Raw genomic sequence first — 23,733 nt, 5'->3', positions numbered from 1 at the left:
AAACTGGAGTAAACAATGACAATTAAACGCTATGGTGTAGAAGGTGGTGTCGGTACAGGTGGACAACATTTACCATTCGCTCGAGCAACAGAAGCTGGTGGTTTTCTTTACGTGTCGGGTCAAACACCAATGACAGATGGCGAAGTTGTGGAAGGCGGTATTGTTGACCAATCACGCCTGGCTATCCAGAACTGTGTCGATATTATGGAAGAAGCTGGCTACGGCCTAGAGGATGTTGTGCACGTTAAAGTGGTACTGACAGATTCTCGTTATTTCCAATCATTTAATAAAGTATTCAAAGAGTTCTTTGGTGCAAATCCGCCAGCACGAATCTGTATGGTTTGTGACCTAGTGGTGGATGTAAAAGTAGAAGTCGACGTGACTTGCTATCGCGAAGACCGTCGATAAATATAAAGTCGTTTCTACACACAACTTAATAATGGGCATTTTGCGATGCCCTTATCAATAAAAATAATAATGACATTGTGATTACATTGTGTAGTTACGTTTCGAGATTAAATAACGTAAAACGATAGGCAGTATATAAGTTGCTTATCTCTCTGGAGGTGTTCAATGAACAGTACACTATTCTTATCCGGATTCGGGATATATGTGTGTTTTCTTATTTGGCTTGGTTGGTATGTATCGCGCAACCAAAAGTCAGGTGAAGATTTTCTACTTGGTGGGCGCGGCTTACCACTGTTTTTGGTACTAGGTACCACTGTAGCGACCATGGTGGGTACTGGCTCAAGTATGGGCGCAGTCGGTTTTGGTTACGCTAACGGTTGGGCTGGTGCACTCTATGGCATTGGTGGCGCTCTTGGTATTTTACTACTCGCACTCTGGTTTGCCCCTGTTCGTCGACTCAATTTTATGACCATGAGTGAAGAGTTGTCCTACTATGTCGGTGCAAACCGCGTGGTGAAAAATCTGGTCGGTATTCTTATCTTTATTGCTTCTATTGGCTGGTTAGGTGCCCACATCTTAGGTGGCGGTATGTACCTAGCTTGGATTGCAGACATTGACCTTAATGTTGCGAAAGTCATCATTGCAGCCGCGTTTACGATTTACGTTGTCATTGGTGGTTACACCGCCGTGGTGTGGACTGATACAATTCAAGCTGTGATTCTTTTCGTTGGTTTCATCTTGATGGCAGTACTATCGGTGCAGCACATCGGTGGTCTTGATAACCTTTACGCTGCGATGGACCCAGCAGCGACCAGCTTTCTAGCGATTGAAAAACTCGGTCTGATTCCAGCTATCTCATTAGCCGTTGTGGTTGGTGTAGGTGTGTTGGCGACGCCTTCATTCCGTCAGCGTATTTACTCAGGTAAGAACGTATCGACCATCCGCCGTTCATTTGTGTTGTCTGGTGTATTGTACCTGTTCTTCTCAATCATCCCTGCGGTTATTGGTATGGCGGCGCATGCGATTGACCCTAATCTAGATAATGCTAATTTCGCGTTCCCATACATTGCAGCGACGGTACTACCAGTTGGTATTGGCATGATCGTTCTGATTGCAGGTTTGTCGGCAACTATGTCGAGCGCGAGCTCTGATGCGATTGCCGGTGTTTCTATCTTACTGCGTGACGTGTATGTCATGTTTACAGGTCGCGTTCCAAATAAAGAATCGATGATGAACTACTCAAGGCTAGCGCTTATCGTCGTGATTGGTTCTGCTCTACTGTTTGCACTGACGTCAAACGACATTATCGGCTACATCACTAAGATGATCTCAACGGTGATGTCAGGCATGTTCGTGTGCGGTATGTTGGGCCGCTTCTGGAAGCGCTACACATGGCAAGGTGCGATTGCGACGCTTGTTGGTGCATCAGCGGCTTCATTCACAGTTATTCTCAGCCCAAGCCTAACAGCATTCTGGGGTAACCCAGTCATCCCATCTGTTGCAGTCGCGACTCTAGCGGGTGTTGCAGTGAGCTTGTTCACGCCAAGAAATTTGGTGTCCCCAGAGGAAGCTCAAGCCATCTTAGACGCAGAACGCGCACAGATGGAGCAAGGTGGTGAGTCCAACAAGGACACCACGACTTCAACGCCAATTACAGAGTAATCACTCTCTTAGTCAGGGTGTAGCATACGAGCACCCTGACGCTACCGAATTAGTCTGAATTTTGTTTTCTAAGGAAGTGGTAATGAACAAGAAACTGGTATCTCTTTTAATTGCAGGCACACTAACATCAACGGCATGGGCTATGGCACCAAATACCGATCTGAACTTAATGCCTTATCCTCAAACGGTGGAATTGAAACAAGGCAATGTTGTTATCGATAAAGACTTCAGTATTTTTATCAAAGGGTACAATTCAGAGCGCGTTGACGCGACGGCAAAACGTTTTATCACTCGCCTTGAGCGTCAAACAGGTTTACCGACTCTGAATTGGCAGGCTGGAAGCGCGAGTGAAGCGACTTTGGTTATCGACATCCATGATGCGCCTAAAGCTTCGGTTCAGGATATCAATGCTGATGAATCTTACACCTTAAATGCAGAGAATGGGCAGATAGTTCTAAAAGCGAACCGTCCATACGGCGCGATCCGTGGTATCGAAACCATTCTTCAACTTGTCAAAACGGATGCTATCGGTTATTCGGTACCAGCAATTTATATTGAAGATGAACCTCGTTTCCGCTGGCGCGGTGTCTCTTATGATACCTCTCGTCACTTCATTGAGATGGAAGTGATCCTGCGTCAATTGGATGCGATGGCTTCAGCGAAAATGAACGTGTTCCATTGGCATATCTGGGATGACCAAGGCATCCGTATCCAACTGGACAACTACACTAAGCTTTGGGAGAAAACCACGGATGGTGATTACTACACTAAAGATCAAATTCGCTATGTTGTTGACTATGCTCGTAAGCTAGGTATTCGTGTGGTTCCTGAGATCTCACTTCCTGGTCACGCTTCGGCAGTTGCTCATGCTTACCCTGAACTAATGTCTGGGATGGGGGAGCAAAGCTACCCCCAGCAGCGTGAATGGGGTGTATTTGAGCCGCTCATGGACCCAACAAATCCTGAGCTTTACACCATGCTGAGTAGTGTCTTTGATGAAGTGGTTGAACTCTTCCCAGATGAGTACTTCCACATTGGTGGTGACGAGCCAAACTATAAGCAATGGCAAGAGAACCCTAAAATCCAAGCGTTTATCAAAGAAAATAATCTCGATGGCGAGCGCGGCTTACAGTCTTATTTGAATGCGAAAGTAGAGAAGATGCTTGAAGAACGCGGCAAGAAGATGACGGGCTGGGATGAGATCTGGCATAAAGATCTGCCAAAGTCCATCGTGATTCAAAGCTGGCGCGGGCATGACAGTATTGGTCGTGCGGCGAAAGAAGGCTATCAAGGACTTCTCTCAACGGGCTATTACCTAGACCAACCTCAGCCGACGAGTTGCCACTATCGCAACGATCCTATGCCACATGGTATTACGGTCGACGATACGTTGCATCAAGGCGAGCGTTTCGTTAGCTATCAGTGGGAAAAACCGCGTACGAAGGGCGGTCCACGTAAGGGGTTGCTCACTATCATTCAAGCTAAAGATGGCAGCGTCAGAGCGTTTACCGACTACAACGGTAAGTCTCGTACTGAAGTTGAAATTCTTGAGTACACGCCAGGCGAGAGCTTCAAAGGGCACTTTGACAACTTTATGTCGTATACGGAGTTTAACCTGAAGCTGGCTGGCGACAAGCTTGCAGAAGGGAGCTATCAGCTTATTGGCAACGTGCGTTGGCCAACCACGGGAGAAATCGTGGCTTCTTCTGCGCAGCCAGGCTCGACTATACCTGAGCCAAGCGGTGGTTACCCAGCGGAACTAACGGAAGACGAGCAGTCGCTCATTCTTGGTGGCGAAATCACCGTCTGGGCTGAAAACATTAACTCTCAGACTATGGAAAACCGTATTTGGCCGCGTAGCTACGCCATCGCGGAGCGATTCTGGTCTTCCGAAGAGCTGACAGACGAAGCAAGCATGTATAAGCGTATGCGCGCTATCGACAGTTGGTCGGAGATCTCTCTGGGGATGCGCCATCACGCTGACTCTAGAGTTATGATGCAGCGTTTAGCGAATGGCGCCGATGTAACGCCATTACTGACACTTGCTCGCTATACTGAGTCTGCGCAGTATTACGCTCGCAACTGGGAGAAGTGGATTCAAACGGAAAATCACGGTGATCTTTATAATCAACATGAGCGTTTGAATCGTTTCGCTGATGCACTGCCTGTTGAGAGCTATGTTGTGTATGAAATGCGAGATCTTGTAGAGCAGTTTGATAAAGGTGATAAGCAAGCGCTCTCTGCTTTAGAGCGTCACTATCAGACAGTTTTAAACGCTGCTACCACTGCTGAACCTATCTTCGCTGCGAACGTTGCATCTGTTGATACTGTTGCGGTGACAAAAGCAACGAAGAAAATCGCGGAATTAGGTCTGACTCTAGTGGCTAAAGCGCAAGCTGGAGAGGTTGTCTCTAAAGCAGATGCGAATGCATATCAAGCGATGATCAACGAGTCGGCGATCATCATAGACGAAACCATTGTTGCCATCGTTAAGCCAACGGAAATGTTGTTGGAAGCTCTCTGAATAGATCATAACTAAATCACAGAGCTGATTGGTCGAATGCCGAGTGTTGCGAGTAGCAATACTCGGCTTTTTTATGAATACGCCCGTTCGGTATAAGCTGATAACTACTGCTTATCAGCCTAATAACGACAAGTGAATTCCTTGCAACACGTCAAATCGGTATTCTCTCCGGCATAGAAACAACCACTGCGAGATTACTGCTATGACTTTTACTAAAACTTCTCTTAAATCATTATTTGCTGTTACGACACTAGCTTTGCTAGCTGGTTGTTCGTCACCTGCTTTCGATAAGGAAAACGAGAACGCAGCACGTAATCGAGGAGCAGCTGGAGGCGCACTTTTAGGCGCAACGATGGGCGTTCTAACGGGTGAACCTGATCTAGCGGTCAAAGGCGCAGTTGCAGGCGGTGTTGCTGGAGGTGTTGCCGGGTCGATGAAAGATCTAGAAGACTCTCGTGAAACTGGTCGTACGGAAACTCTGGCGGAGGGTATTAAACAGGATAATCGCAGCGATGCTGAAAAGCGTGCAGATGAGCTTGAGGCTGAAATTCGTATCCGTGAGTTAGAGCAAAAGCTAGCAGAAATGGAAAAAGCGCAAGAATCTCAATCTGGTCAGCAAGGGTAATAACTCGCTAGCCTGTTTTAAACGCCAAGACTAAATAACGCGCAAAGAAAAGGCCGATTGACAAGTCAATCGGCCGAAAACAGTGTGAACAAATCGGTTCACTAACAACGTCAGTTGGCTAGGTGACTTCAAAAAGAAGTCATAGTTTATAAAGCATGATGTATGCCAACTTTTTCAAAGTCTATTCTCCCTCTTTTTGTGCTCCAAAACACACATCAAGCCCTATTAATTCCAGTTTGCAAATGCATTACGCAATTAATTTGCTAAATGCGAATTATATAATTATCAACAGAGTGTGATTTCATATGAATTTACGATAAGAATATGATGCTTTTGTGGCAAGTCAGGGTAATTTTGGCTAATTTTAAGTCTGTAGTTCCGTTTGAATTCCGTGACTGAGCTATTCATAGGGACGCCCCGAGAATCATGCCAAGGAAAAAGAGCACATGCAGCCAGCGCCAATCCCGTTTGATGATGATTATCGCCTTAAAGTCGTTAAACAACTAAATATATTAGAAAAACCTGAAGAGCGTTTTGATAGAGTCACTCGACTGGCAAAGCGAATGTTCGATGTAGACATTGCACTTTTGAGCATAGTTGAGCAAGACAAACAATGGTTTAAATCTAATGTAGGCCTCAACGCTCGAGAAACGGGGCGAGGTGAATCTTTTTGCGGACATGCAATATTAGGCGATGAACCTTTTATTATTCCCGATGCATCTATTGACGTTAGGTTTAGCGACAACCCTTTGGTAATAGGTGAACCTAATATACGTTTCTATGCGGGTGTCCCGCTCAAGATAGACAACGGGGTGAAGATAGGGACGTTATGTATCATCGACAATAAACCAAGGCATTTAAGTGACCAGCAAGTTCAAGACTTAATTGATTTGGCAAAACTTGCGGAGTCAGAGCTTGTTGCGAATCTAAACTCGACCATAGACGAGCTGACACAGATTTCAAACCGACGGGGCTATAATGCACTTGCCAGCAAAGTCATTCAAAAGTGTCGCTTTGCTGCAGAACCTTGCACTATCGCTCTATTTGACTTGGATAGCTTTAAACGCATTAATGATACGTTTGGTCATTCAGTTGGTGATGATGCGTTACGTCAGTTCGCAAAGTTGCTGAAATCCAACTTTAGGGATTCGGACGTTATTGCTAGAGTCGGTGGAGATGAATTTGTTGTAGTGATGTCAGGGACAACAGGTAATGATTCTAAATTCCCGATCACGCGATTCAAAGAAAGGGTAGATACTTTCAATGAAAAGCAGAGTGCTGTTTACTCACTTGGTTATTGTGTCGGTGTTGTCTGTTGTACGCCTCTTGATTCAGTCGACCATGAAGAGTTGATAGAGCTTGCCAGTAAGGCGATGTATTTAAACAAAAGTACTACCTATTGAGTCTTTAAGTAGCTGTGAAGCGCGGTTAGAGACGGATAATGCAAATCTGCGCCATAGTTTGCTGATAGCTCTGACGAGTTGGATATATAACAGCTTAAACAACCAGCGTTTTGTGCAGTGAGTACATCGTATTGATGGTCTCCAACGTACAAAACGTTTCCTTTCTCTAAGCTCCATTCCTCCATTAAATGAAACAGTGCTGTAGGATCTGGCTTCGCTGGAAAATCTTCTCTTGTGATGAGCGTCTCGACAACAAGGGCGTGCTCTTTCAGTTTGGTTTCAGCGGCTTCACGGCAGTTTCGGGTAATGATACCAAAACGCATATCTTGTGTTAGCAGCCAATCGAGCAATGCTTGCGCCCCGCTCATAAGGTTGCTCGACTTAGCGTCATTGATCTCGTGCTCTAGAATGACACCGTTTCTCATCTTGCGTTGATTGTCACACTTGGTTTCAGCAACATGGGTAAGCAAGTCCTTACCTGTTGGACAATCGATCTCTCGCCTCAGCAGTTCAAAATCGATATTTGATGATACTAGGGTGTTGTCCAAGTCAAATACAACGGCTTTGATAGTCAAGTGCATGTCCTTTCGCTAGTGTACATCTCTACTTAGATATATTAGACGACTTTGGCGCAGCCTTGTCGGTCTGCTGTGCGTTTTTGTCTAGTATTCTTGTCGCTTCATGAATGTTGACTTCTACGAGATTTATCAGAGATTGGACTTCTTCCAAAGCAGGCAACTTGTCGAGTTTTAATGTGGTCTGAAGCTGTTCTATTTTGTCGACCACGCGATGCAGAGCAATAGCGCGACACTGCTGCGAAATGATTTTAAGAGTTTCATTCAGCAGTCTTGTATCTTTTGCTGAGTAATTGGAAATGATTCGATTTAAGTGCACTTCGCCAATTTGCTTAAAGTTGGCTACTTGCGCATAAGTGATTGGGTTTCCATTTTGAACCGAATCCATACTTAGTTCGGCTTCTGTTGCAGTTGGTAGATCAGACTTCGTAAAATCATGTCTAATTAGCTCGACGACACTGGAGTTGGCATCTGTTTTAGGAGGCATAACTAAGAGGTGTCGATAGCGTTGAAGTGCATCAATAAAACTCTCTTTTTGCAGTGGTTTAGTTAAAATATGATTAGCGCCCGCGGCAACAAAGTTATCGTGCGCTTCTTTGAAAACATCTGCAGTGCAACCAAAAATTATGGTCTCTGATTTGAGCTCTTCTCGGATGACTCGCGTTGCTTCTATACCATCCATTACTGGCATATGATTGTCCATAATGATGAGGTCATATGAGTTTTCCCTAACTTTATTAACGGCAATTTGGCCGTTTTCGGCAACCTCCACATCATGTCCTTGTTTTTTACAAAATGTTTTAGCGACTAACGCGTTAACTTTATTGTCTTCAACTAACAGAATCTTCAGGGATTGCGCTAGCGCTTGGTCATCGAGCGAGACAATGGCTTTTGTTTCTGCTTGTACGGGCTCAGCGTGCTCTAGCTTGAATGAGACAGTGAAAGTACTCCCTTTGCCTACGCAGCTGGTTACGGTTGCGTCGCCTCCCATGATTTTCGCGAGCTTTTTAACGATTGCGAGACCAAGACCCGTCCCACCAAATTTCCTTGTCGTTGATGCTTCTGCCTGAGTAAATGGATCAAATATGCTTTTCAATCTTTCTTCTGGAATACCAACGCCACTATCTTCGACAGAGATGGTGAGCTGTTCTGTACTATCGGAATTTGTTTCACCAGAGAGTGTTACTCTAATATGACCAGAGGCGGTGAACTTGACTGCATTGCCCAGCAAGTTAAATATGACTTGTCGAATTCGAGATTTGTCACCTCGGTAGCTCTTACCTTTTTCTAGATGATTATCTAGTTCAAACTCGATGCCTTTTTCCCTGCAGATCGAGGAATAGGTGCTGATGATAGGTGAGCAGAGTTCTTCTACGGCGAAGTCGATAGATTCAAGTTCAAGCTTACCTTCTTCTATTTTAGAGATATCGAGTATGTCATTGAGCAGTGACAGTAGGTGATTACCTGACTCAAGCAAGATATGCAGTTGCTGCTTGTGCTGCTTTTGCGTGACCGAGGATTCGAGAATTTGAGCCATACCAAGGATGCCATTTAGTGGCGTCCTCAGTTCGTGGCTCATCGTAGCGAGGAAGGTAGATTTAGCGTGGTTAGACGCATCCGCATTCTCGACCGCGAGTCTCAAGTCACTTTCAAGACGTTTCCTGTCACTGCTGTCTCTCTCAACGGCTATGAATTGTTCGACTTGATTGCTCAGGTTTTTAATAGGGGTGATTGCAATATCTATCCAATAAGGGGTGCCGTTTTTGTGGTAGTTGATGAGTTCTGACTGAACCGCATTACCCTCTCTTAGGCTAGCGGATATGCGTTGAACTTCCTCTTTCGATGTTTCTTCTCCCTGAAGGAAACTTCCCGGCTTTTGGCCCATGACTTCATCTAGCTCAAATCCCGATAAACGCTCGAATGCTGCATTGGCCCATGAGATACGACCTGATTTATCTGTGATGATGATAGCGTCACTTGCGTGCTCGACCACTAATGCCAGATGCGAGCGCTCCTTTTCTTTGGTAAACAGTTCACGATTGAGTTTGGCTTCTCTGTACTGTTGTATCCACTGACGCCAGTAAATGTAGCCCGCTAGAAAAAGAAACAGCAGTACGCCGGAGATAATGACATTTCGTTGTTGGCTAGAAGAGCGGTCTAACCAATAGGTATTCACATCATTAAGTAGGGTGTGTATCTCACTGTTTAATAGTGCTTGCTTGTCTTGGTCTATCTCCGCACCAACGCGATTATTGAGTTTGATATAGCTATCTATTGCCATGACCACATTATGTGTTTTGATATCAGAGGGCAGATCTTGGCGTCCGATGCGGTTATCAAAGTACTGGTAGATGCGAAGCTTGTTTTGCTCAGAAAGCGTCGTGGAGAGAAGTTCGCCTTTAAGCTCTTGAAGCGTGTTCGTTGAGTATTCAAAGGATACTTTCGCACTAAGTAGCCTCTCTAGACGTTGAGTAAAACCAAGAATCTCATTTTTGATGTGTCGCCCGAACAGCACAGCTTCATTGGGAATAGGGCTGAGCCAATCAACGTAACTCTTTTGGTTGAGTGTTAGGTTGTCATAGAGATGATTGGCTTTGAGCTCAATATCCACCAACTCATTCGAGAAGGTGTCGTAGGTTTTATTACTGTTGTACTCAAAAGAGTATATGTCCTCGAGAGAGCGAGTAATGTTGTGTGAGAGGCTTAGATAAGATTTCTGGTATGCATCACTAACTCGGCTGTTGGCTACACTAATGATCAACCAAATAGCCGATAGCACAATGGCAAGCTGGTAGAGCGCCTCGACGCGTCTTCTGGATAGTATTCTATGGCTCATGGTAAAAGCTCCTCAAGAATGGGAGGCGGTGGTGCGGTAAGAGCATTGAGAAACGCAGTGAGCTCAAGGATAGTTGTTGCATCGAGATCGCGCCCGAGTTGCACTCTAGCCATAGTAACAATGGCCGACTCTAAGGTTTGAGCTCTACCGTCGTGAAAGTAGGGGGCTGTATTGGCGACGTTTCTCAGGCTCGGAACGCGAAATACGCCTTTGTCAGACTCAACTCCAGTGACGTTGTAACGACCAAGATCTTTCTCTTGCTCGCCAGTGCTATTTACGTTGCCAAATTTTTGAAACAGGTTACCACCTACATTGGTACCTTGATGGCAAATGACACATCCGAGATCTTGGAACTTTTTCCAGCCGTTCTGTGCTGCTGCAGGCAATGCGCTTTTGTTCCCATCCAAATAGTGGTCGAATGGCGCATCGGGTGTGTCTAGCGCCATCATAAAGGATTTGAGGGAAGCTTTTATATTTGCTTCGTTGACCTTGCCATCAAAGTGTTTCGCGAATTTATCTTTGTAGTCCGATACTGACGATACATAGTCGCTGATCTTTTGCCAGTTAGTATTCATTTCAAGTGGGTTGTGTACCGGGCCATCCATCTGTGATTCCAAGCTTGATGCGCGACCATCCCAGAAAAAACGTGAGTTGTGGGTGATGTTAAATACTGTAGGAGAGTTCCTCACACCATTACCTTTCACCCCTTTAGAGACCTTAATATCTTCCGCGCCATTGGTAAAAATGTGATGACATGACTCACAACTGACGCGTCCATTCGAGGAAAGGTTTGGGTCAAGAAATAGCTGCATACCCAGCTTAGCAATAGCGAGTTCATCAGATGTTAACTGTACAGGAGGAATAGGTGAGACAAGTGCGATTAGGCTTTGATTTGCTGAGCGACTCTGGTCTTTAATTGCTGATGAAACGTGTTCATTTGGTGACGTAAAAGTGAGAAGAAGGTACACAGAAAGTGTCGCTATGGCACCAAGAGATAATATCCACCGTACAATGACAATGTTCATAATATGTTTCATCTATATAGAATACTTGTAGCAGTATGGGATACTTATTCATCGTTTCAATAAAAGATAAAAAAACACCAAAAATAGTGAACTAGTCCGATTTTCGTGGTCTTAGAGGGAGTTTCTACGTGCCACAGTGTGTAAATAGTGGTTAATGCGTTTTATAAAGTTATGTTTTTGTGTAACGTTTGTTGCTTTTTGCTACGCTTAATGTAACTTGTGAAATAGCGTGTATTCGATCTCGTTAGCCAAATATTGTATTGGTTTTTATAAATTTTTATTGGGTGGTTGTTATGAAAACTCATTTACGTGCTCTTACTCTGGCAGCAGCGATTGGCGTTGCTTTGACCGGTTGTAGCCCAGAGCCTGAAAAAACAGTCGAAGCGCCTGTAATTAGGCCAGTTAAAACTGTCGTTATCGGTTTAGAAAACCAAAGTATGATCCGCGAATTTCCAGCGCGTGTGCTCGCTTCGGATCGTGCAGATATGGCTTTTCGTGTATCTGGCAAAGTAAACAGTATTCCTGTGAAAGAAGGGGATAACGTTAAGAAAGGGACTGTGCTCGCCACACTGGACGACACAAACTTCAAACTTGCTGTACGTGATACTCGAGCAACGTTGCAAAGAACTCAAGCTGACTTCAAACGAGCGCAAGAGTTAATTAAAGATAACTTCATCTCTCAGAAAGACTTTGAGCAGTTGCGTGCAAACTTAACGCGAGCAAAAGCAGCTTACGATAAAGCCAATACTGAGCTTAGCTACACCAAACTTTTAGCGCCCTTTGACGGTTTCGTCGCTCAGCGTGATATCCAAAACTTCGAAAACGTTGAAGCGAAGCAGGTGGTATTTACATTCCAGAACCTAAATACCCTTGAACTGAAGTTCAATGTTCCTGAGAAACTTGTGCGTCAGATTCGTGATGAGCAGGCAGAAGATCCTGTTGAGATTCCCGTTTTTGCTTATTTCGATGTTGCTCGTGAAAAGCCATACCCAGTAACAGTCACTGAAGTATCCTCAAAAGCAGATTCAGATACTCAGACGTTTGAAGTAACGGTTTCTATGGAAGCGCCAACAGACCAGAATATTCTTCCGGGTATGACGGGTTACGTGACAGCTGATTTCTCTAAATTACAAGAAACCTCGGGTTCAATTCAGGTACCCGCAACCGCTGTAGTTAGTGATAACGCCCACAATGCGACCGTTTGGGTTGTTCAAGAAGATAATACTGTTGCACCGAAGCCTGTTGAAGTGTCAACCATGTCTGGTGATCGCATCACAATTCTTTCTGGCCTAGAGATGGGCGAGCGCATTGTAACGGTTGGTGTGCCATTCCTTATTGAAGGTATGGAAGTCAGCTTGATGCCAGAGATCGATCAAGCGCAATAAACCACTGTGACTCAGCAAGAAGAGAAGTTATATGAATTTAGGTGAGTATTCAGTAAAGAATAAGGTCAACAGTTGGCTATTAGTCCTGTTGATGACCATTGGCGGTATCTTAGCCTACTTTGAGATGGGTAAACTTGAGGATCCAGCGTTTACTATCAAAGAAGCCAAGATTATTACCACTTATCCAGGCGCTTCGCCTCAGGAAGTGTACGATGAGGTAACGTATCACATCGAAGATGCGGTACGTTTGCTTGGTCAAGTTAAGCGCATCAAGCGCTCAGTGACTCGTGAAGGTCTCTCGGACATTACCATCGAATTTAAAGATGAGTATACGTCTGCCGAAATGCCGGGCATTTATGATGAACTTCGTCGTAAGATCGCTGATAACAAGCATAAACTGCCTCCAGGTGCAGGTGAGCCGCAAATTATCGATGATTTTGCCGACGTTTACGGTGGTTTCATGGCGCTTAACGGCGAAGGGTATACGTATCGAGAGCTAAAAGATGTTGCTGACAATCTTAAGAAGCAGCTTGTTCTCGTCCCTGGTGTGCGTAAAGTCTCAATCGATGGCGACCAAAAAGAAGTGGTTTACGTGCAGATGTCTCGCACGAAAATGGCTGAACTTGGCATCGATATGGCGACGATTGAAAATCTCCTTCAATCTCAGAACTTGGTATCTGATTCAGGTCGATTCCGCGTTGGTCCAGAGTACATTCGTATCGAGCCAACGGGCTCGTTCAAGCATGTAAGTGAAATCGAAGATCTGCTTATCTCAAGTAACGATAAGAAGCTCATTCGCCTCGGTGATATTGCTAAAGTTACACGTGAGTATGACGACCAACCAAGCAAACTTATCTACTTTAACGGTAAGCCGTCATTGACCGTTGGTATCTCAATGCTAAGCGGCCGTAACGTAGTCGAAGTAGGCGCATTGATCGAAGACAAGCTAGCGAGCTTGGAAAACCAGATCCCGCTTGGGATGAACCTAGACATCATCTACAACCAGCCTCAAGAAGTCGATCAATCGGTAGCAGGTTTTGTGACCAATACGGTTGAGGCTCTCATTATCGTAGTTGTGGTACTTCTCGCCTTTATGGGACTTCGAGTTGGTCTCATCATCGGTGCGGTACTGATGATTACCGTAGCAGGTACGCTGGCGCTAATGCATCTGTATGGCATTGAACTGCAACGTATCTCGCTTGGTGCATTGATCATTGCTCTCGGGATGCTGGTGGATAACGCCATCGTTGTCGCCGAAGGTATGATGATACGGATCAAGCGTGGTATGCCTGCCATGAAAGCGGCCGGTGAAGTAGTTGGTGCGAATGGTTGGGCGCTACTCGGCGGTACTGCGGTTGGTATCCTTGCGTTCGCGGCGATTGGCATGTCGCAGAGTAACACAGGTGAGTTTACTCGTTCTCTATTCTACGTAATCCTAATTTCGCTGTCTCTAAGTTGGGTAACGGCAGTGTCTACAACACCACTGTTGTGTGCGCTTCTGCTTAAGAAAGATGACAAGAAAGAAGGGGAAGAGGAAAAAGATCCTTACGCTGGTGCTGGTTTTGTTATCTACAAAGGCATTCTTAAGTTCGCACTCAAGCAACGTGTGCTAACGATTGGTGTCATCCTTGCGATGTTCGTGTCTGCCGTTTGGGGCTTTGGGTTCGTTAAGAATGCCTTCTTCCCGAATGCGAATACGCCGATGTTCTTCGTGGATGTCTGGGAAGTTGAAGGAACGGATATTCATCAAACCCGCGACGATACTCTCAAAGTTGCTGAGTTTATTCGTGGACAAGAAGGTGTTGAATGGACAGCGACCTTTATTGGTGGCGGTGCATCTCGTTTCTCGCTGGTATATACACCACAAGACTCAACTAAAGCTTATGGGCAGATCATTGTTCGTACCGAAAACCGTGAGATGATCGCGGATCTTCAAACGAAAATTGATCAGTTCATGACGGACAACATTGAAAGTATCGAGCCGAAGATTAAGAGTCTTCGTATCGGTCCTGGACGTGACTCTAAGATCGAAGCTCGCTTTGCAGGTCCGGATCCTGAAGTTCTGCGTGACTTATCGTCTCAGGCTGAAGCGATTATGCATGCGGATCCTGGCGCGAAAGAAGTACGTAATGACTGGCGTCAACCAGTTAAGCTCATCAAGCCTATCTTTAACGAGCAGGTTGCGCGTCAGCTAGGTGTGACCAGAACAGAGCTTACTGCGTCACTTCGTGCGGCTAGTGAGGGTACTCAAGTCGGTATCTATCGCGATGGTGTGCGTTTGTTGCCAATCTACTTCCGAGCGGATGCAAGTGAGCGTCAAGACGTATCTCAGTTGATGGATGCTCAAGTATACAGTCCTGTACTTGAACGCACGGTTCCAATCGCTCAGGTAGTTGTTGGTTTTGAGACGGTCTGGGAAGATGCCATGATTCGTGGTCGTGACCGACTAACAACCATCATTGCATCAGCTAACCCAACCGGTGAGCTAGCAGCACCGCTGTTCGAGCGATTGAAACCTCAAATTGAAGCGATCGAGCTACCACCAGGCTACACGATGGACTGGGGTGGTGAGTATGAAGACTCTGCAGAAGCACAAGGCGCACTATTTAGCGCGATTCCTGTGTCATTCATCATGATGATCATTGTTGTCGTGTTGCTATTCGGTAAGGTTCGTCAGCCACTGATTATCTGGATCACGGTGCCACTTGCGATTATCGGTATCACAGCGGGTCTACTGCTACTTGATGGCGCTTTCGACTTTATGGCGCTACTGGGTGCATTGAGTCTGATAGGTCTGTTGATTAAAAATGCGATCGTACTCCTCGAAGAAATCGACATGCAGGCAGAAGAGAAACCTATCTACGATGCGATTATTGATTCTTCGATCTCTCGTATGCGTCCGGTTATGCTGGCGGCATGTACGACGATCCTAGGTATGATCCCTCTGTTAAGCGATGTGTTCTTCGTCAACATGTCCATTACGGTGATGTTTGGTCTTGGCTTCGCTACCGTTCTGACTCTGGTATTTATCCCAGTGATGTACGCGATTCTGTTCAAGGCTAAGAACCCAGCCTAAAAGCAATCTCGTAATTAAATAAGAAAAACCCAGGAGTGATCCTGGGTTTTCTATTTTTGGCGTTTAAGAATAGCTAAATGGAGTCAATTAGCTACATAGCCTTAAGGCCGGTCTTCTCTTCTAAGAAGCCAGTGAATGCCATCCAAGACTTCTTGTCTGCGTCCTCACGGTAGCGATCTGAGCCAAATACGGTGAACGCATGCGGTGCACCGCTGTAGGTAATCATCTCATGTTTAACGCCGCTCTCTTCGAGCTCAACCGCTAAGCCCGCAAACTGAGACATCGGGATTGCAGAATCAGCCGTGCCATGTAAAACCATGATTGGTGCCTTCGTTTGCGCATAGTTTTGACCTTCTGGCGTTTTCAAACCGCCGTGGAAGGTCACAAAGCCTCTTGCGTTCATACCTGCGCGTGCCGACTCTAACGCTGCTGCACCGCCGAAGCAGTAACCCATGACAACCGTGTTGTCGAGATTGCCACCTAACTTACCAGCTTCCGCTAATCCTGCCGCCATCAAGGCTTGGAGTTTATCGCGGTTTTTGTAGAGCTCGCCAGTATGCTGCCTCTTGTCTTCAACTTTTGTTGGGCGGACATCTTGCCCAAATAGATCCACAGCAAACACGTTGTAACCCATTTCGTTGAGCATTTCAGCACGCTTTTCTTCATATTCGGTCAAACCGTCCCAATCGTGTACTAAGAGTACGAGCGGAGCGGTATTGCTCACTTTAGCCCAGTAGCCTTCATACGGTTCGCCATCTACGTTGTAGATAACATGTTCGCCCGCTAATGCGACGGGGGCCATTAATGCTGCACAGACGGTAAGTCCTTTGAGTGTTGTTTTCATTGTTTTCCCTTTTGTCTGACATTTGTCATCAAAAGCTTAGTACGTCTTTAAATGCTTTATGGATGAATTTGCGAGAAATTTTTCTATTTAATTTATCGATTTTTTCTCAATGGATTAGGTGGCGTTTGGGATATTCAATTAATTGATTGGACTAGCGGCCAAGCGTTAGCGCTTCAAACCATTCAGTGTATACTGGTTAATGAACTGTATACATGGATGTTGTTAATGTTAAATCACCTTATTAGTCAGTGCTTAAGGCGTACTTCTTTTCTTTCTTTACTCGGACTTTTGGGGGCATCTTCATGGTCCGCTATCGCGGCAGAATATAAAGACCATGTTGATGATAAAAAAGCCAAAGTAGATAGCACTAGTAAAACCAATGAGGAGAAGCAGGGGTTTATCGCTTTACCCATTCCAATGTCAAACCCAACATTGGGTACAGGTGTGCAGTTAGTTGGGCTCTACATGCATGCTAAAGAGCCAGGCTCAAAAGCTCACAATGACACATCCGGTATTATTGGCATGTATACCTCTACCGAGAGTTGGCTAGTTGGCGCCTTTCATGACGGGGCATTAAAAGATGACTCAATGAGATACACCGGTGGGATTTTCCATGGTGATCTGAAACTTAAGTACTATGGAGACGGTAACGATCCCATATTTGCAGGTAATCCACTCAAGTACGACATGAAGATGAGTGGCGTGATGTTACGAGCCCTGTTTCAGGTCTTTGATTCCCATTGGTATATAGGTCCCCAATACAACTATATGCAAACCGACATTAACTTTCGTGAGTTGAATGAGTTTTGGCCTGAAGAAGAACGGGTAAAATCTGGCGGTCTTGGTGCCGTCATACACTACGATACTCGTGACGATAACTATTACCCAACTGAAGGTTGGTATACCCAGTTTAGCTATATGGATTACGGACAAAATTGGGGTGGGGATGGTAACTACAATATAGGCAAGCTATCGACAAGCAACTATTGGAGTGTCAGAAATGACTTAGTTATTGCTTCTCAATTAACCGGAATGACCAGTGGAGGTGATGTACCGTTTTATGAGAAACCGACACTTCAAATGCGAGGCTTTAACCATGGTCGCTATAGAAATGACAATATTGTGCAAGCGCAGTTCGAGGGGCGTTGGACGTTTTTGGCGCGATTTGGTCTAGTTGGTTTTGTTGGGTTTGGTAAGACCGCTGAAGCGGAGCAAGATATCTTAAGCCAGAGTACTGTCGTGACCAAAGGCGTTGGTCTTAGGTGGCAACCTGTCGAGCAAAAGAAAATGAATATCCGACTTGATGTAGCTCGAGGACCAGAGGAAAGCACACTTCACTTATCCGTGGGTGAAGCATTCTAGAGATTGCGAAAAGGGGGCACAAGCCCCCTTCGTTTGAGTGCTAAACGGTCATTGGTACCAAGACTAAAGTACCAAGAATCACCGTAATCAAACCCGCGATCACAGGTACAGACGTGCGTTTTACAACCTCAAAAGGCGAGATCTGTGCCATCCCCGATGTTGCAACAATAACACCTGAAACCGGTGAAATGGTTCGACCCAAGTTCGAAGCTTGAAGCATCGGGATGATAAGAAACGCTGGGTTAAGTCCCATTTTTGCTGCCAATGAAGGCGCAAGCTCTACAAATGCGTAGAAAGGAGCATTACCTGAGCCAGTGGCGATGGCTGCGGCAACAGTTAGGCCCGTTAGGATAAGCATAAGCGCGATACCGCCAGCCCCAGCTTTGTCCGCCAGGTGCAGTAGGTTATCGATAGCGCCAATAGACATCAGACCTTGCGCAAATACACCCGCCGCGACTAACAGCATGACAACGCCTTTGAATGCGTCTGCCATACCTTGGTAACAAGACTCGAGATCTTCCAATGTTTGTTTGCCGTTGAAGCGTTTGGTCACGAAATCAACAAGCGCGCCTAGGAAAATAGAACCTACCACAATGGTGTAGATATCGAGAGTCAACCCCGGGATTGTACGGCCGTTGAAAAGAAAAACCCCGATAATTGGTAGGAAAGGCAGCACACAGTAAAAAGCTGGCGCGTTTACTTCCATCTCAGAGACATCAACGCGCTCCATTGGTGTATTGTCTTTCTTGTCTAGGTATTTGTTCCAGAAAAAGGCAGCGACTGCCATAACAATAATGGCGCAAATAGAAACCGGTAAAACGGTTTGTACAGCAAACACATCCAGCGCCAAGCCAGACTTTTCAGCGGCAATCACAACATCGCCAGAAGTTGGCGATAGGATAATCGCTGCAGGAGATGCACAGACCGCGACAGCTGCCGGACGAGAAATCCCCATAGCGGTCATCATAGGAAAGAGCGTCGCCATTAGGAGTACACCTAAACCTGTTGCTGAACTCACAGCCAGAGACATCAAACAAGCTACTATGTATGCCGCAACCAGTAATACGTATGGAGAGGTGATGAATGACAGAGGCTTTGAGAATTGTTTAACGACAACGTTATTCGCGCCGATGTGCGTCATGTAAGAAGCAAAGCCACACAGCAACATGATTTGCATGCCCAAGCCGCCACCGCGGTATTGAAGCATGTATTTCACGTATTCCAGTGCATCGGTGACCATATTCCCGGTCGACGTAATCTTTGCAGGCAGTACAGTGTGCCCCAAAATACCGGTGAGTAGCAGCAGGAAAATCCCCGCTGTTAGCAACACGCCAGCGGGCTTATAGCCTTTAACAATAAAATAGCCCACGGTGATGGTGACGACTAGGCCGATCATCAGTTCTAACATAAATCTCCCCTGATACTGTTAAAAAGTTCGTCTATTTATTTCTAAATGTGTCAGGAACTGTACAGATAAATGTTTTGTAGCACGAGTGCAGTACGGCATATTGATGATCTAGGACAAATAATATTTTCATATGAGAAAATGGTGTGTCTAACTGGTTAAATGATGTATTTCTAGTTGTTAGTATTGTTATTGCTTTAAGGTTTGAATGTTTTAACTGGTTCGAATGTGGGCTTGAGTGGGGCTGAGCTCTATTTTTTATGATTTAGGGAGGTTAGCGGCCAAAGTGGATATTTAATTGCTTTTATTTTCTTGTGGCACTGACTGAAAATTGAGAAGTGCGTTGTTTAGGCTAACAATAGTTGCAATTTGCCCATTAGCGAACAAAATATAGAAATATACCCAATACGCGCGCAACCTATGTATCACTCTTCTATAAATCTGCTTGATATTCGTGCTTTTGTTCTTGTGGCAAACATGGGCAACTTTACTAAGGCTGCTGAGGCTCTTGGTGTTTCTCGTTCCCACGTTTCTCGTCAAATTCAGTCACTTGAAAAACAAATGGGCGTCAGTTTAATCATTCGCACCACACGTTCGATGAAGCTTACTGATGCTGGATTAAGCTTTTTGTCGTCCTGCGATCAAGCTTTGCATACGATAGATAAAGCAGTACATACCGCAGTCGATGATACTGAGACGATTCGCGGCAATATCAAGATCAATTGCGTTGGAGGCTACTTAGGAGAAGAAGTGGTCGCTGTGGCTGTCGCTCAGTTTCTAAATGCGTATCCTGATGTCACTATAGAATTGGATTTTTCCAGCCATCGTGTTGATTTATTGGAAGAAGAGTTTGATCTCGCCATTCGTATGGGCGATCTTGCCGATGCGAGCTATGTAGCCAGACGTTTGACTACTATCGAGATGCAAACCCTAGCAAGTCCAGTATACCTAGCAAACAACCCAGCACTGACACATCCAAAACAGCTAAAAGAACACAAGTGTATTACAGGGTCGGTGAAAAAATGGCATTTTGAGCATATTCACACCGCCGAATCTATCGAAGTACCTATTGAAAGCGCTTTGAACTGTAAGAATGGCCGGGTATTGGTAAATGCAGCAAAGCAAGGAGTGGGATTAATTAGAGTTCCAGCCGTGTACTGTGAAGAAGAGATTCGCCAAGGTGTACTTGTGCCAGTGTTTGAGGATTGGCGTATACGAGATGTACCACTTTCACTCATCTATCATAAAGATAGATTTCAGCCTAATCGAGTCCGAGCCTGTGTGAACCATCTTATCGGAGCCTTTAATGATACATAGAGCCAAACCTCTTGCATAAGAGTTACTCTAAGGTGTGTTATTGATTATAAAAGACTATTGTCTGATAATTGAAAGCGTTAACTTCACTATTGGTTCATACTTTTTGCATGCAAGCTCACGCCAAAAAATACGCCTTCATTTTGCTTAAATCCGTGCTTCTGTCGGTTTTACTCTATGGAGTGGGGGTTTATCATAGCAAAGATAAGCTTATCAATAATGAGGAAGCTCAGTTTCGCTTGCTGACGAAATCTATTCAGGACTACAAATCGACACTGTATCTCATTGGTGTTTTGTTTGAAGCTCAAGTAGAGGCCAATAAAGGGAAAACGATCGACGTAGAGGAGTTCAAGCGTGGTCAAATATATTATTACCACTACGATCGGACGTTAACGCACAATGAAAAAATCGTGGGTGCGACAGCTGAGAAAATGTTTAACAGTATGCCTGCGATCACCAATGACATTTCTCACGCACTGTATTACCGATCTTACGAGGGCAAAAAACTACTCTCCTCCAAAGACTTCGCCATGTCGCCCCAAGAGGTGAAAGAGGCATTCTCCAAGAAGGCGTGTGTCGCGACTCGAAATTGTGCGTTCTACATGCCTGCAGAAGACCTAGACAATCGACTTATCGCGTCTGATATCTACCTTGATACGATTACGAAGCAGCAAACCATTACGTTATCAACGCCTGTTTATGACGGACAAGTGATGGTCGGTGATGTGAATGTTGATATTTATCTGAGCTATTTCCCTTTCCTCAACAATAAGGACTTTATCTCAACGCGATCGGATGAGAAAAGGCAGGTTATCATAGAAAATCTTCGTTACCCATTCTATGAATCGGCCTTCTCCGTGCAGTTTGATATAGATGATAACCTCGAGTTTGTTTATCGAATTCCCTATAGTAAGTTGATCATTGATACAAGCTGGTGGCTTATCTGTCTCATCTTGGTGATGTTTTACGTCTTGCTTAAGCTTGAAGAGCTAAGAGTGAAGCGTGAAAAGCTTGAACTAGCAGAAATAGCGATCAGCAAAGATGAGCTTACAGGCTTGTATAATCGAGCCATCCTTAAAGATAGCGCTCTCAAATATGCAATAGAGAAACAAGGGCTCTCAGTGATAGTGATCGATGGTGACGGACTTAAACCGATAAATGATACACATGGTCATCATGCTGGAGATCAAGCGATAGTTCATATCGCCAATAGAATGGCAATGAACTTCAGAGAGAGTGACTACTTAGTAAGAAGTGGAGGCGATGAGTTTTTAGTGTTATTGCCGGGGTGTACGGGCAAGACAGCAGAGATACTTGCAGAACGGTTCGCTAACGATATTAAAAAACACTCTTTTGGCGATAAGGCATTAACTATCAGTATCAGCTTTGGTGTTACAGAGGTGCTGCGTGGAGAATCATTAGATGCCGCCATTAAAAGAGCAGATAATTTGTTGTACCGTGATAAACGGAGAAAAGCGCGTTTACTGTTAAAGTCGGAGTCCAAAAATGCATAAAGAACGTGACTATAACTTATTAAAGGTACTCGTTCTTATTTACGAGTATCGCAGTCTAACTATTGCTGCGGCTCAACTGGGCAAGACAGAAAGTGCTGTAAGCAAGCACTTAGCAAAGTTGCGTGAGCAACTGGGTGACCCTCTATTTGTTCGTGGTAGTGATGGTCTAGAGCCGACACATTACTTGGAACGTATCATGCCTGGAATTCAGCGTGGTCTACGTTTAGTCGAGACGGCACTGAAACAAGGGCCTATCTTTGATGAGTTAAGCTACGATCAACCCATTACCGTGGCGTTAGACAATATGTCTGTTGAACGGTTTGGAAGTGAAATTCTATTGGCGCTTAAATCGGTTTTTCAAAACTCGATGATTCACATCACGACTTGGCGCCGAGATACCTATCAATCGATCCTCGAAGGTAGTGTGCAAATAGGGGTTCAAATGTTCAATGAGGACTGTTCGAAGTCTCTTTATCAAAATTCGATCTTAAATATTGAAATGGGCGCTATCGTTGGTGCTCAGAGTGATATTCTTCAATGGCAAGATGTATTTGATTATCCCTGTATTCACTTTGAGATTCGTGGTTGGAATGAGACAAATCATCGTTTGATTAGACAGATGGCTGAGTACGATCTTGTTTTTGATTATCAAACCAAAATGGACAGTCTCTCATTGGCGTTAAAGATGGTTACTCAAGAGAATACTTCTGTGGTGTTAGCAAAGCACTTGATGACGGATGAGAGTGAGTTCAGGTATGTGCCTTTCCCTGAGCATATGCAAACTTATGCGCCGCTTGTTACCTGTATCAAGCAGAGCAACAGGCAAAATCCGTTGCATCAAAAACTTCATACCATTATCAAACAAGCAGTACTCGATGCTATCGCTTGATATTTGGGCGTCCTTGCCCAGAACGAAAAAACAAAACTAACACTAGACCATGGCGACTGGCGCTTCAACCATGGGGGCCAAGTTAGCAATAGGCGCGTCAGGCTGCGTTTGAACCACATCTTGAGTATGTAATAACTCTACAATTGAGTTCGCTTCGTACTTGTCGAGAATACGTGATTTATAAGTACTGATGGTTTTCGCACTCAATGATAGAAACTCAGAGATCTGTTTATTGGTGTAACCTTTTTTGAGGTAGTTAAACACCACAGTTTCACGTTGTGACAACACAATATTACGGCTGCGCTGCTTGTAATCTGTTTTAAACAGATTGTAGCCACGCATAACGCCTGCTATCGCATCGCGAATGAGCGCCGTATCTTCTGATTTACTAATGTAGCCGTTAGCACCCAGTTTGTAAGCGGTTTCGGAATATACCGGGTAGCCGTAACTAGACACGAATATGGCTTTTCCCTTATAGCCAGCAGCATAGGCACGACGCATAAGTTCAAACCCGTCAGCCTCCGCTAGGTTCACATCTAGAATGATCAGTTCGATATTACCCGTTTTAACCAGACTCAGAGCAGTCTGAATGCTGGCAGTTTGGTGCACTAAGTTCATGTCATCGATACTGGTGACAATCTTAGCGATAGACTCCCTAACGATTGGGTAGTTATCAACGATGAGACAATCTTTGCTGTTTGGATAGAGCATTAACTTAACCTTGCAAAACAAGTGAATAACAAAAAATGAGCGACTAGAAGGGCGCATCCACATTGCTTGTAAGCGTCATATCACTGACTCAATTAATTCAAGGCTCAAATTATCTGTGCCCGAAGTATAGGAAACATTCGGTTGAAAGTGTGGAAAGACGGAAATTCCAAAATGG

17 protein-coding genes are annotated in these 23,733 nt (G+C 44.9%); 11 read left to right on the top strand and 6 right to left on the bottom strand.

Annotated features, from left to right (window positions below):
* Positions 1–15 precede the first annotated feature (15 nt).
* The 5 genes from AC6I8U_RS19170 (at position 16) to AC6I8U_RS19150 (ending at position 6,622) form a co-directional block, all read left to right on the top strand.
* A complete protein-coding gene (locus tag AC6I8U_RS19170; RefSeq protein ID WP_006069083.1) occupies positions 16–408 on the top strand; it encodes a RidA family protein in 393 nt (130 codons plus the stop codon).
* A gap of 165 nt (positions 409–573) precedes the next feature.
* The gene (locus AC6I8U_RS19165) at positions 574–2,070 is read left to right on the top strand and encodes a sodium:solute symporter family protein (RefSeq protein ID WP_498019325.1); all 1,497 of its coding nucleotides are present in this window, start codon (positions 574–576) and stop codon (positions 2,068–2,070) included.
* Between the two features lie 82 nt (positions 2,071–2,152).
* Positions 2,153–4,594: a family 20 glycosylhydrolase gene (locus AC6I8U_RS19160; RefSeq protein ID WP_498019324.1), complete on the top strand. Its 2,442-nt coding sequence runs from the start codon at positions 2,153–2,155 to the stop codon at positions 4,592–4,594.
* A gap of 202 nt (positions 4,595–4,796) precedes the next feature.
* Complete coding sequence (locus AC6I8U_RS19155) at positions 4,797–5,219, top strand: YMGG-like glycine zipper-containing protein (RefSeq protein ID WP_498019323.1); 423 nt, start codon at positions 4,797–4,799, stop codon at positions 5,217–5,219.
* Between the two features lie 446 nt (positions 5,220–5,665).
* Positions 5,666–6,622 (top strand): sensor domain-containing diguanylate cyclase, encoded by a 957-nt coding sequence (locus AC6I8U_RS19150; protein WP_252015415.1) that lies wholly within the window; start codon positions 5,666–5,668, stop codon positions 6,620–6,622.
* On the opposite strand, the gene AC6I8U_RS19145 is transcribed toward AC6I8U_RS19150, so the two are convergent.
* Genes AC6I8U_RS19145 through AC6I8U_RS19135 form a run of 3 tightly spaced genes read right to left on the bottom strand, consistent with a single transcriptional unit; the run spans position 6,616 to position 11,058 of the window.
* Entirely contained in the window at positions 6,616–7,203 is a 588-nt protein-coding gene (locus AC6I8U_RS19145; protein ID WP_498019322.1) for an HAD family hydrolase, read from the bottom strand. The genes AC6I8U_RS19150 and AC6I8U_RS19145 overlap by 7 nt on opposite strands.
* Before the next feature lie 22 nt (positions 7,204–7,225).
* The gene (locus tag AC6I8U_RS19140; RefSeq protein ID WP_498019321.1) at positions 7,226–10,033 is read right to left on the bottom strand and encodes a PAS domain-containing hybrid sensor histidine kinase/response regulator; all 2,808 of its coding nucleotides are present in this window, start codon (positions 10,031–10,033) and stop codon (positions 7,226–7,228) included.
* Positions 10,030–11,058: a cytochrome-c peroxidase gene (locus tag AC6I8U_RS19135; protein ID WP_498019320.1), complete on the bottom strand. Its 1,029-nt coding sequence runs from the start codon at positions 11,056–11,058 to the stop codon at positions 10,030–10,032. Before AC6I8U_RS19135 ends, AC6I8U_RS19140 begins: the two co-directional genes overlap by 4 nt.
* Before the next feature lie 293 nt (positions 11,059–11,351).
* Between AC6I8U_RS19135 and AC6I8U_RS19130 the strand changes: the two genes are divergently transcribed.
* Both AC6I8U_RS19130 and AC6I8U_RS19125 read left to right on the top strand, forming a co-directional pair.
* Entirely contained in the window at positions 11,352–12,443 is a 1,092-nt protein-coding gene (locus AC6I8U_RS19130; RefSeq protein WP_042469929.1) for an efflux RND transporter periplasmic adaptor subunit, read from the top strand.
* A gap of 31 nt (positions 12,444–12,474) precedes the next feature.
* Complete coding sequence (locus AC6I8U_RS19125) at positions 12,475–15,519, top strand: efflux RND transporter permease subunit (RefSeq protein WP_498019319.1); 3,045 nt, start codon at positions 12,475–12,477, stop codon at positions 15,517–15,519.
* A 91-nt stretch (positions 15,520–15,610) separates the two neighbouring features.
* Here AC6I8U_RS19125 and AC6I8U_RS19120 read toward each other — a convergent pair whose 3' ends face one another.
* Positions 15,611–16,363 (bottom strand): dienelactone hydrolase family protein, encoded by a 753-nt coding sequence (locus AC6I8U_RS19120; protein ID WP_498019318.1) that lies wholly within the window; start codon positions 16,361–16,363, stop codon positions 15,611–15,613.
* Positions 16,364–16,588: 225 nt separating this feature from the next.
* On the opposite strand from AC6I8U_RS19120, the gene AC6I8U_RS19115 reads away from it, so the two are divergent.
* Complete coding sequence (locus tag AC6I8U_RS19115; RefSeq protein ID WP_498019317.1) at positions 16,589–17,725, top strand: BamA/TamA family outer membrane protein; 1,137 nt, start codon at positions 16,589–16,591, stop codon at positions 17,723–17,725.
* Between the two features lie 40 nt (positions 17,726–17,765).
* Here the strand turns inward: AC6I8U_RS19115 and dcuC are convergent, their stop codons facing one another.
* Entirely contained in the window at positions 17,766–19,133 is a 1,368-nt protein-coding gene (gene dcuC / locus AC6I8U_RS19110) for an anaerobic C4-dicarboxylate transporter DcuC (RefSeq protein WP_234496342.1), read from the bottom strand.
* 417 nt (positions 19,134–19,550) lie between these two features.
* Here dcuC and AC6I8U_RS19105 point away from each other — a divergent pair, with 417 nt between their 5' ends.
* The 3 genes from AC6I8U_RS19105 (at position 19,551) to AC6I8U_RS19095 (ending at position 22,847) form a co-directional block, all read left to right on the top strand.
* Positions 19,551–20,447, top strand: a complete 897-nt coding sequence (locus AC6I8U_RS19105; protein ID WP_498019316.1) for a LysR family transcriptional regulator — start codon at positions 19,551–19,553, stop codon at positions 20,445–20,447.
* Between the two features lie 68 nt (positions 20,448–20,515).
* The gene (locus AC6I8U_RS19100; RefSeq protein ID WP_498019315.1) at positions 20,516–21,958 is read left to right on the top strand and encodes a GGDEF domain-containing protein; all 1,443 of its coding nucleotides are present in this window, start codon (positions 20,516–20,518) and stop codon (positions 21,956–21,958) included.
* Entirely contained in the window at positions 21,951–22,847 is an 897-nt protein-coding gene (locus AC6I8U_RS19095) for a LysR family transcriptional regulator (protein ID WP_498019314.1), read from the top strand. Before AC6I8U_RS19100 ends, AC6I8U_RS19095 begins: the two co-directional genes overlap by 8 nt.
* A 42-nt stretch (positions 22,848–22,889) precedes the next feature.
* Here AC6I8U_RS19095 and AC6I8U_RS19090 read toward each other — a convergent pair whose 3' ends face one another.
* On the bottom strand, positions 22,890–23,558 hold the full coding sequence (locus AC6I8U_RS19090) for a response regulator (RefSeq protein ID WP_394149232.1): 669 nt from the start codon (positions 23,556–23,558) through the stop codon (positions 22,890–22,892).
* Between the last annotated feature and the right edge of the window lie 175 nt (positions 23,559–23,733).

The sequence above is a fragment of the Vibrio sp. KUL80 genome, from assembly GCF_059725495.1.
This window is presented reverse-complemented; position numbering and strand designations above follow the sequence as displayed.